Source organism: Candidatus Aeolococcus gillhamiae (genome assembly GCF_016464765.1).
In the GTDB taxonomy this organism is placed as follows: domain Bacteria; phylum Chloroflexota; class Dormibacteria; order Aeolococcales; family Aeolococcaceae; genus Aeolococcus; species Aeolococcus gillhamiae.
Map to the genome: position 1 here is coordinate 1 of NZ_JAEKNS010000076.1, position 8,314 is coordinate 8,314.

Consider the following 8,314-nt stretch of genomic DNA (forward strand, 5'->3'; position numbering starts at 1 on the left):
GCGCTGGACCTCATCGATGAAGACGGTCGTTCGGTGCTGGATAAAGCCGGCTGGGTCGTCTCGGGCGGCCGCCAGCGTGGCCTCGTCGTCGAGGCTGAACTGGGCAGCATCCGGAAGATCGGCCAGAATGATTCGGGCCAGCGTGCTCTTCCCCGCCTGGCGCGCGCCGGCGATGAGCACGACGCGGGTGTCGTCGAGTGCTTCTCGGACGTGCGGGAGCGTGTGGCGGCGGCGGAATGTCTCTGGGTGAGCGCCGAGCATGGCGTGAGTATGGCGGATTGGACGCTCGCTTGTGGTGGACTAGACGCTACGCCGTGGTGGTTGGGACGCACAGTCGATGCCAGCGTCCTCCTGGCTGATAGTGCACTCGGCGGACCGCACGCTATGACCCGATCTGCCGCCCACCTGCGCAGCCCCCTCGCCGGCCCGCCGCTCCCCCCGCTCCCCCCGCTGTGGTTTCGCGTTCGCTGCAGCAGATGACTACCGTACCCTTTCCCACAGCGGCGATTGACGCGTGCCGCTGTCCCGCATCGCGCCCAGCCACGCGGGAGGGCAACCTCCAGACCGTGTCAGCGTGGCTGCGTGGATCCCCTCGACCTGCCGTCGTCGCCTCCACCCTGGCGCTCAATGTCGCCACGCTGGGCGCCATGACCTCAGCCCCGGCGGCGGGCGGGTCGAGGCGGGTCATGACAGTCTGCACACGTGGCCGGCGGAGGCCAATCGGGGTGGGCGGTACTCCCACTTGTGAGTAGGCGTACGCGTCATTCGCCGCGTACTCGCGGCGTACTCCACGGGTCGAAACGCGTCGAAACGCGCTGTGAGAAAGGGTCCGGCGAGCATTGCTGCAGCGAACGCGGAAAAACAGCGCGGACGACGGAGGGCGAGGGGTGAGCAGCGGGCGGCGAGGCGGGTTATGCAGCGCGGTGTGTCGGACGCGGTACGAGGGGCAGAGGCCGGCGGCGCACGGTGCTGAGCCGGTGAAACGGTCCGCCGCAGGCGGCCCGGCGGGCAGCGCCGCGTACTCCGCCTCGTCGGTCTCGGCGTCCAGCGCCATGCGGCGCTGCCGCCCAGCGCCCTTCCCTCCGTCGCAGCGACCGACGCGTTTGTGCGGCCTTCCCGGCCCGCCAGACCGCTATGAAGCGTCACGTGACCTCGCCTCGCTGGTGCCCGGCGACCGCTGAGCAAGCCACGCGGTGCGCTGGGTACGCGAGGAGTACGGGAGGAGGACGCACCGGCTGCTTCGATGGACGGCGTCAAGCAGTCACGGAGGACGTCGTATGCACTGTCGCCTCACTCGCCGGCTACGCAGCCGCGCCTACCACCCCGTGCCGCCTTCGGGCCCGGTTCATCGGCTCCTTGGTCGCGCCCGACATGCGCCATGAAAGCCCATGCGACGTCTCCGCCAGCCACCGCGACGCCTACTGCGGCTTCGGGCCGGTCCCCGATGGTTGGATGGCGTGTCCGCTCCGACGTGGTCGAGCGAGAGCGGATTCTCCGCGGATGGACGCGAGCGCAGCTGACCGAGGCGGCTGCCATCGACCCCAAGACACTTCGCGATCTGCTCAATGGGCGACGTCGTCCGACTCTCGGGACCGTTGCCACCTTGTCCCGCGCGCTCGACGTCCCACTCGCCGAGGTCATCGCCATCGTCGAGCAACCGCGACTGCCGAGGGGAGGCCAGTCGGAGCCGACACAGGACCTCCTACCGCTGGAGTGACAGGCTCACCGGCCAGTCCTGCCACGTCGGCGCTGGGCCGAGCCTCATGCGGGCCGGCTGCGGGATGAACTGCGCCCAGCGGTCGAGGTCGCCGAGGTCGCGCTCGGTGGCCAGGCGAACGTAGCGATGCAGCGTGGTGTAGTCGGTGTGGCCGATGAACGCGCGAACGTGCTCGAGCGACCAGCCGGACTGCACCATCACGGACGCCCACGTGTGTCGGAAGGCGTGAGCATGCACGTGGAATCCCACGCGCGCCTGGAGGCGATCCATGACGCTGTCCAAGCCCCACGTCTTGTACGGCAGGCCGCGGCGGGTGATCAGCAACTGCGGCGCAGCGACGTGCGGGCGCTCGCGCAGCTCGTACCGACGAATGGCCTTCATCAGCGGAACGGCGACCGGTGTTCGCCGCGTCTTGAGGCCCTTGGCGCCGGCGTCCCAGCGCACGCGCAGCGTGGCGCAGCCGCGGCCGAGGTTGTCCGTTTCGAGGTCGGGCAGACCGTCCGGGCCACGCAGGCAGACGCCCACGGCCTCTGAGAGCCTCACGCCGGTCCCGATGAGTAACCGGACGGCCAGCTCTTCGGTCGGTGACGCACAGGCCGCGAGGATCGCGTCCAGCTGCGTCAGCGTATAGACGGTGGCGTCCTTCTGCGGGACGCGCGTCTTGCGCAGCTTGAGGATGCGCCCGTCAATGACGTATCCCTCCTCCTCGGCCCAGGCGAAGAAGGTGCGCAACGCGCGCTGCGACGCGACCAGCGTCGTGTGCTGCAGAGGCTGGCCGACAAGGCGCGTGTGGCCGCGCTCCTGGAGGTGGAGGCGGTAGGCGAGGATCAGGCCCTTGGTGACGTCCTCAGGCCCGTCGCCGGGCACCTCCTGCTGCGTCAGCCACGTCGCGAACAGACCGAGCTGCTGGCGGTAGTAGCGGATGGTCGACGGCTGCTTCTTGTCGGCACGGCGTTCGAGGATGAACAGCTCGATGGCGTCGCGCACGCCGTGCCAGTCGGTGCGGCGGGGGAGGGGAGAGGCAAGCGATGGAAGCGCTGCGGTTGCGGTCACGACGGGGTCCTCCACGCGGCGAGCATGCCGCGGTTGCCGGTGGCAGGGCCCGTTCAAAGCCTGTTGTTTCCATAGGTTCCCGACGCCTTCCCGCTGGACTCCCGGTCAGCTGCCGCAAGCTTCCCCGTGAACTCCGGCTGAGTTCAGCAATGACCGGGTAAACTCACGACGCGCTGGCCGGCGTAGCTCAGTGGTAGAGCAGCTGTTTTGTAAACAGCTGGCCGTCGGTTCGAATCCGTCCGCCGGCTCCACAAATCCCTTTCTGTAGCAGTATTATTTCGACCGATGAGCGCATCGGCCGACCCGAAATCTGACAGCTACGACAGCCAAGTTGACAGCTACCGTGGCGAACCGGGGCGGACGCCAGCGGCTCGCCGCGGACGTTCCGGGGCGCGGGGACGCAAGCGCGGGAACGACGAGGGGAGCGTCTATCAGCGCCAGGACGGACGCTGGGTCGCCGCCATCCGGGACGTCAACGGTCGCCGGGTCTACCGCTATGCACGAACCCGTGCGGAAGCCGCGGCCAAGCTGACGCTGGCGTTGAAGGCCACTGCCGACGGACTCGCCCTCCCATCGGAGCAGCAAACGGTCTCCGAGTTCCTCACCGCGTGGCTGGAAGAGAGCGCGCGGCGGACGCTGCGCCCGAGCACGTACAGAAGTTACCGGCAGATCGTCCGCGACCACATTGTCCCGGAGGTCGGCAATGTGCGCCTCGCGCGGCTCACCCCACAGCAGGTGCAACGGCTGATCAACCACCGGCTCGAAGCGGGGCTGTCGCCGCAGAGCGTGCTGTACATCCGCGGAGTGCTGCGGCGGGCGCTGAACGAAGCACTGCGCTGGGGACTCGTCGCGCGCAATGTCGCGACCCTCGTCCAGCCGCCCCGTGTGCAGCGCTTCGAGATCTCGGCGCTGGACACTGAACAGGCCCAGAGGCTATTAACCGCCATTCGTGGTGACCGGCTGGAGGCGCTGTATTCGGTGGCCCTTGCCATCGGTCTTCGCCAGGGTGAGGCGCTCGGGCTCCGGTGGCGCGACGTCGACCTCGTCGGCGGTGTTCTACGCGTTCGCCATGCGTTGCAGCGCGTCGACGGTAACCTCGTACTGATCGAGCCGAAGACCACGCGCAGCCGTCGGACCATTCAGCTTCCCGCGCTAGCCGTGGACGCATTACGGGAGCATCGCGAGCGCCAAGACGGTGAGCGCGCGGTGGTGGGGGAGTCATGGGAGGACCATGACTTCGTGTTCACGTCGCAACTGGGACGGCCGTTAGACGGGGCGACAGTGACTCACCGCTTCCAAAAGCTTCTTGCCGCCGCCGGCCTGCCGAGGCAACGCTTCCATGACCTCCGGCATGGATGCGCAACGCTGTTGCTCGCGCAAGGGGTTAGTCCGCGTGTGGTCATGGATGTTCTTGGGCACTCGGCAATCACGCTCACGCTCAACACGTACAGCCACGTGGTGCCCGCGCTGCAGACGGAGGCGGCACGCCGGATGGATGCGGCGCTGGGCTGGCAATCGGGCGCGAGGCCGCAAGGCGCTGGCCATTGACGCGAGCTACCTCGCTTCGGACGCAGCCGTCAGTCTCGTGCGGAGAGGGACCCTCGCAACACCTCGGCCAGGTCGAACGGATCGGCACCCTCGGCGAAGGCGATGATGCTTTGGGCCAGTTCGGCGTCTGGCAGCAGGACGTCCCACCCGTTGATGGCAAGGAACGTGGTCATCACGATCAGTGCGGTCCGCTTGTTGCCATCGACGAAACTCTGGCTCTGAGCGACACCGTGGGCGAGGATGGACGCCTGGCTGGCCAGATCTGCACTTCGGTAGGTCGCGTGCTGGCGGGGGCGTTCGAGAGCGCCCTCAAGGGCTGCAGGGTCGCGCAGCTCGTTCTCTGCCGCTTTTTCATCGATGCCGAAGATCCGAGCGTAGAGCCGCACAACGTCGTCGAGCTCGAGGTAGATGACCTCGTCGGCCGTCACCCGCGCGCGGCGTCGTGCTCAGCCAGAATTTGGAGCGCCTCTGCGTGTCTCGTGACCATCTCGCCGGCGATGGCATCGATGCGGGCTGGAACGTCGCCCGCGCGCAGGATCCGAACTTCCCCCGCCTCGTCGCGCTCCGCCAAAACGTAGTCGCCTGCGCCGAAGCCGTCAGCCTCCCATTCCTTGGGGAGGGCGACCATGTTGCTGTTCCCCACCCGGCGAACCTTCAGCATCTTCATGAGCCCATTGTATGGCCAGCGCAGATATCCGGGATATCCGCCATCTCGGGCCACGAGCGACCTCAGGTGATGAGTCGGCAACTCCTGGCACGTCGTGGCGAATTGAGCGTATGATCAAAGCAAACGCTCAAGATAGGAAACCGGAGGACACGTCATGGTGGTTGCCGTCTTTGCTGGGGTCGCTGTGCTGGGCCTGCTGGGATCGTTCGCAGTCGAACGCCTGCTCCATGCACATCTGCGCCGTGTCCTGACCGACATCTGTGAGACCGATGCACGCAGCGGTTTCTTCGTCGCCGTCGTTGGCCTGACGATCGTGTTGAGCGGCGCACTGGCGTCGACCGCGACTTCGGGATATCCGGACCCGAACGCGGTCGGCTTTGACCTGTTGAGCGGCGCGCTGACCCAGACGCGAACCGTCATGGCTGGCCTTCTGGGCGTGGTGCTCGTCGTCGCCTTCCTCCTCGTCGGCGCGATTCGACGCTACGAGAACCTGCACCGGCGGCTGCCCCCGCAGGCGCAGGACGCGATGCCGCCCGCGCACTCGCGGTACGCCCCCGCGCCGACATCGCCGGGGCCCGCCAGCCAGGCGCACTAATGTCTCTAGTCATCGCCGGCGTGGTGGTGGTGAGCGCGTCGGGACTGGTGCTGAGGGTGCTTCGTGCTCCTCTGTTGGCGATGCTCGATGAAGCCTGCCTCCTGAGCCACCGAGCGCGGTTTTGGTGGCGCGTTTCGGCGGCAGAGCTGGTTGTGGGCACAGCCCTGTGCGCCTCCACGTCGCTGGCTGTGACCGGCCTGACGGCTGACTCCTGGTTGACTGAGGTCGCAGTTCTACGAGGCGGTTGTGCGGGCCTACTGGTGAGCATTTGGGCGATCACCGCTGGGGCGCTTGCGGTCGGTCGGGCAGCCGGGGTCACAATGGGACCGGACCCCGAATGACTTCGCCGCGTGTCGTCGCACCGGGCGCGTCGCCGGCGAACCCGACGCGGCCGCGGCGCGGGCGATCCCGTGCCGCCGTCATGGACACCCGCGAACGAATCATCGACGCAACACTGGATGCATTGGCACGCAAGGGGTATGCCGGCACAACAGCCCGGGTCATTGCGACGTCGGCGAGCGTACCAGTGGGTTTGATCTTCTACCACTTTGGTACGCTCGACTCCCTACTGCTGGCGGTGCTCGATCACACGAGCGCGGCGCGGCTGCCCAAGTGGAGAGAGGCACTCGGCGCGATGCGCGACCCGACGGACGTCATGCGCATCATGGGCGAGCTCTACGCTGAGGACATGGCGAGCGGCCACGCACTGGCGGTGCGTGAACTGGTCTCCAACGGTGGCTTGTCGACCCGCCTCGGGACGGAGATAGCCGCACGGATGGAACCTTGGTTCGCGCTGGCAGAAGAGGTGGCTGCGCGTGTGCTGCACGGGTCGCCAGTCTTGGCCCTCATCCCTGCACGCGACCTTGCGGTGACGGCAGTTGCGCTGTACCTCGGCCTCGACATCGTGTCCCGGCTCGCTGGGACGAGCACCTCCGCAGCCACGCTTGTTGCCGCGGGCGAGCGGATAGCGCCGCTGCTCGGCAACGTGCGGGCTGGGCACGGGTCATCTTCCCGTCGCCCACAGCGGGTCACACTCGACTGAGGTCAAGAGTGCGACGGGCGGGCGACCACGGCGCCGGGCGCCCAAACTGCGATCTCGGTGCGATGGAGCCTCAGGCGCTTTGGCCGGGCTTGAGGTTTTCAAGCTGGGGCGGGTGACGTACGGGCTTGCCCGCCGACGGCCGGGTGAGTTCGGGCTGCGCGGTCAAGCTAGCCCTCAGCGACCGCCGGCGGCCGCCTGCATTCGCGCAGGAAGGTGTCACGGGTCCGGAGGAGGTCGGCTTGGCGTGGTCGGCGACGTGCCTCCCCGATGCCTCATCCATGCGTAAGGGCGTCGGCGGATCTTACGTGTAGCTCGCCCGTACCATGAAGAACGACAAGAGCAGCAAGATTGCGAACGCGGCACATGCGATGGCTATGTCGAACACTGGCGCAGCCGAGGGCCAGAGAACGAAGCGTTGCAATAGCGTGCAGCCGGCTACGGCGAGGAGGCACCGCATCACTAGAGATCTGGTGGAGGCAAAGCCGGTAGCTAGTGCAACCCTCAGCAGCCTGGTGTGGGCCACTGTCGGGGCGCCCCCACCAACGCGCCGCTGGCCTCGCGCGCGACGTTCGACGGCACCGCTCGCGACGCACAGAATGGTCAAACCGAATTCGATCAAAGCCCACTTTCGAGAGCCGCCAGTGACCACGGTCCACAGGCCGATCGCTGCAGGAAGTGCGGATATCGCCCAATACACGCGCATTTGCTGAAGTTGCTCAGTGCTCACAGCCGACTATCGAAGCGACCAAACCGGCGAGGGTTCGCCGCTTTGCTGAGTTGGCGCGAGCTTGGTACCCGCGTCACGCGATAGTCACGTGGCGGCTGGCTCGGACGCACGTCGACCAAGGCGACCGCTGGGAGAGTCGAAGATTGTGTGGCTCAGGCAGCCGCCTGGCGGCGTCGGGCCGTGCCCGGAGACTGTGCGGTCTACCCGTCCGGTCGGGGCGGACACAAAAAGGCACGGGGTCCTGCCAAAGCATTATCCCCGTGCCCCTGAAGCCTATCAGGACGCGATCCGCCGAGTGTGGCGGTCGCAGAACCGTTGCGGTTACCAGATCGCCTGGGCGGCGTTCGGCTGGCGCTCGGCGTGCTCAGTACTGCGCTGGCCCCCCTAACCCAGCCGGCGCTGGTGGAGGGGGTGGGCCGGTGGCCAGACCGGCCGCGTGGAGTGGTGATGTCCCGGGCATTGGTGGCGGGAACAGGGGATAGCCGACGCTGCGCAGCTGGGCGGCTCGCAGCGCATACATGCGCTCCACCGCGGCGGCGAACGTGGGGTTGACGTTGTCGAGCTGTACCCAACGTCCCCACGGTCCGGGCTCAAGAACGTAACCGCGGACGCTGATCCTCCCGTACCAGATTGAGGACACCAGGACCGCGATGAGCGTCCCGAAAACGCCGATTCCTACCAGCCAGCCTGCCGCATCTGTGTAGAGCTGAGACACCGGCCATGCCGCGGCCAGACAGATCACTGGAATACCGACGCAGACCCCGAGGCTAACCATGTAATGAACAGCGAGGCGCCGAGTCACCCCAGGGGAGAGGGGCAAGACACCGCTCGCCACCCGGCGAGTCAGCAGCCATGCTACTAGGAAGGGGACGAACCCGAAGAAGATCAAGAGGACTACCCAGCGCGGCGTGGTTCGGTATCGCACTTGGTCCAGGCCGCTGGTCGCCTCGCCGGTGAGCGCGCAG

At 67.3% G+C, this 8,314-nt stretch carries 8 protein-coding genes, 1 tRNA gene and 1 pseudogene; 5 read left to right on the forward strand and 5 right to left on the reverse strand.

What is annotated here, in order from left to right; genetic code table 11:
- A partial coding sequence (locus tag JF886_RS07385) for an AAA family ATPase (RefSeq protein ID WP_337311069.1) occupies window positions 1-261 on the reverse strand: 261 nt, incomplete at its 3' end.
- A 1,210-nt stretch (window positions 262-1,471) separates the two neighbouring features.
- Between JF886_RS07385 and JF886_RS07390 the strand changes: the two genes are divergently transcribed.
- On the forward strand, window positions 1,472-1,717 hold the full coding sequence (locus JF886_RS07390; protein WP_337311071.1) for a helix-turn-helix domain-containing protein: 246 nt from the start codon (window positions 1,472-1,474) through the stop codon (window positions 1,715-1,717).
- Here JF886_RS07390 and JF886_RS07395 read toward each other — a convergent pair.
- Window positions 1,703-2,770, reverse strand: a complete 1,068-nt coding sequence (locus JF886_RS07395; RefSeq protein ID WP_337311072.1) for a tyrosine-type recombinase/integrase — start codon at window positions 2,768-2,770, stop codon at window positions 1,703-1,705. The two genes, JF886_RS07390 and JF886_RS07395, sit on opposite strands and share 15 nt — an antisense overlap.
- A gap of 176 nt (window positions 2,771-2,946) precedes the next feature.
- Between JF886_RS07395 and JF886_RS07400 the strand changes: the two genes are divergently transcribed.
- Window positions 2,947-3,021 (forward strand) — tRNA-Thr (locus JF886_RS07400).
- Between the two features lie 34 nt (window positions 3,022-3,055).
- A complete protein-coding gene (locus JF886_RS07405; protein WP_337311075.1) occupies window positions 3,056-4,318 on the forward strand; it encodes a tyrosine-type recombinase/integrase in 1,263 nt (420 codons plus the stop codon).
- A 29-nt stretch (window positions 4,319-4,347) separates the two neighbouring features.
- Here the strand turns inward: JF886_RS07405 and JF886_RS07410 are convergent, their stop codons facing one another.
- Both JF886_RS07410 and JF886_RS07415 read right to left on the reverse strand, forming a co-directional pair.
- Complete coding sequence (locus JF886_RS07410; RefSeq protein ID WP_337311077.1) at window positions 4,348-4,746, reverse strand: type II toxin-antitoxin system death-on-curing family toxin; 399 nt, start codon at window positions 4,744-4,746, stop codon at window positions 4,348-4,350.
- Window positions 4,743-4,985: an AbrB/MazE/SpoVT family DNA-binding domain-containing protein gene (locus tag JF886_RS07415; RefSeq protein ID WP_337311079.1), complete on the reverse strand. Its 243-nt coding sequence runs from the start codon at window positions 4,983-4,985 to the stop codon at window positions 4,743-4,745. Before JF886_RS07415 ends, JF886_RS07410 begins: the two co-directional genes overlap by 4 nt.
- 154 nt (window positions 4,986-5,139) lie before the next feature.
- On the opposite strand from JF886_RS07415, the gene JF886_RS07420 reads away from it, so the two are divergent.
- On the forward strand, window positions 5,140-5,580 hold the full coding sequence (locus JF886_RS07420; protein ID WP_337311081.1) for a hypothetical protein: 441 nt from the start codon (window positions 5,140-5,142) through the stop codon (window positions 5,578-5,580).
- 421 nt (window positions 5,581-6,001) lie between these two features.
- A complete protein-coding gene (locus JF886_RS07425; protein ID WP_337311083.1) occupies window positions 6,002-6,622 on the forward strand; it encodes a TetR/AcrR family transcriptional regulator in 621 nt (206 codons plus the stop codon).
- Between the two features lie 1,091 nt (window positions 6,623-7,713).
- Here JF886_RS07425 and JF886_RS07430 read toward each other — a convergent pair.
- Window positions 7,714-8,314: pseudogene (locus tag JF886_RS07430) on the reverse strand (hypothetical protein); the annotation flags it as partial.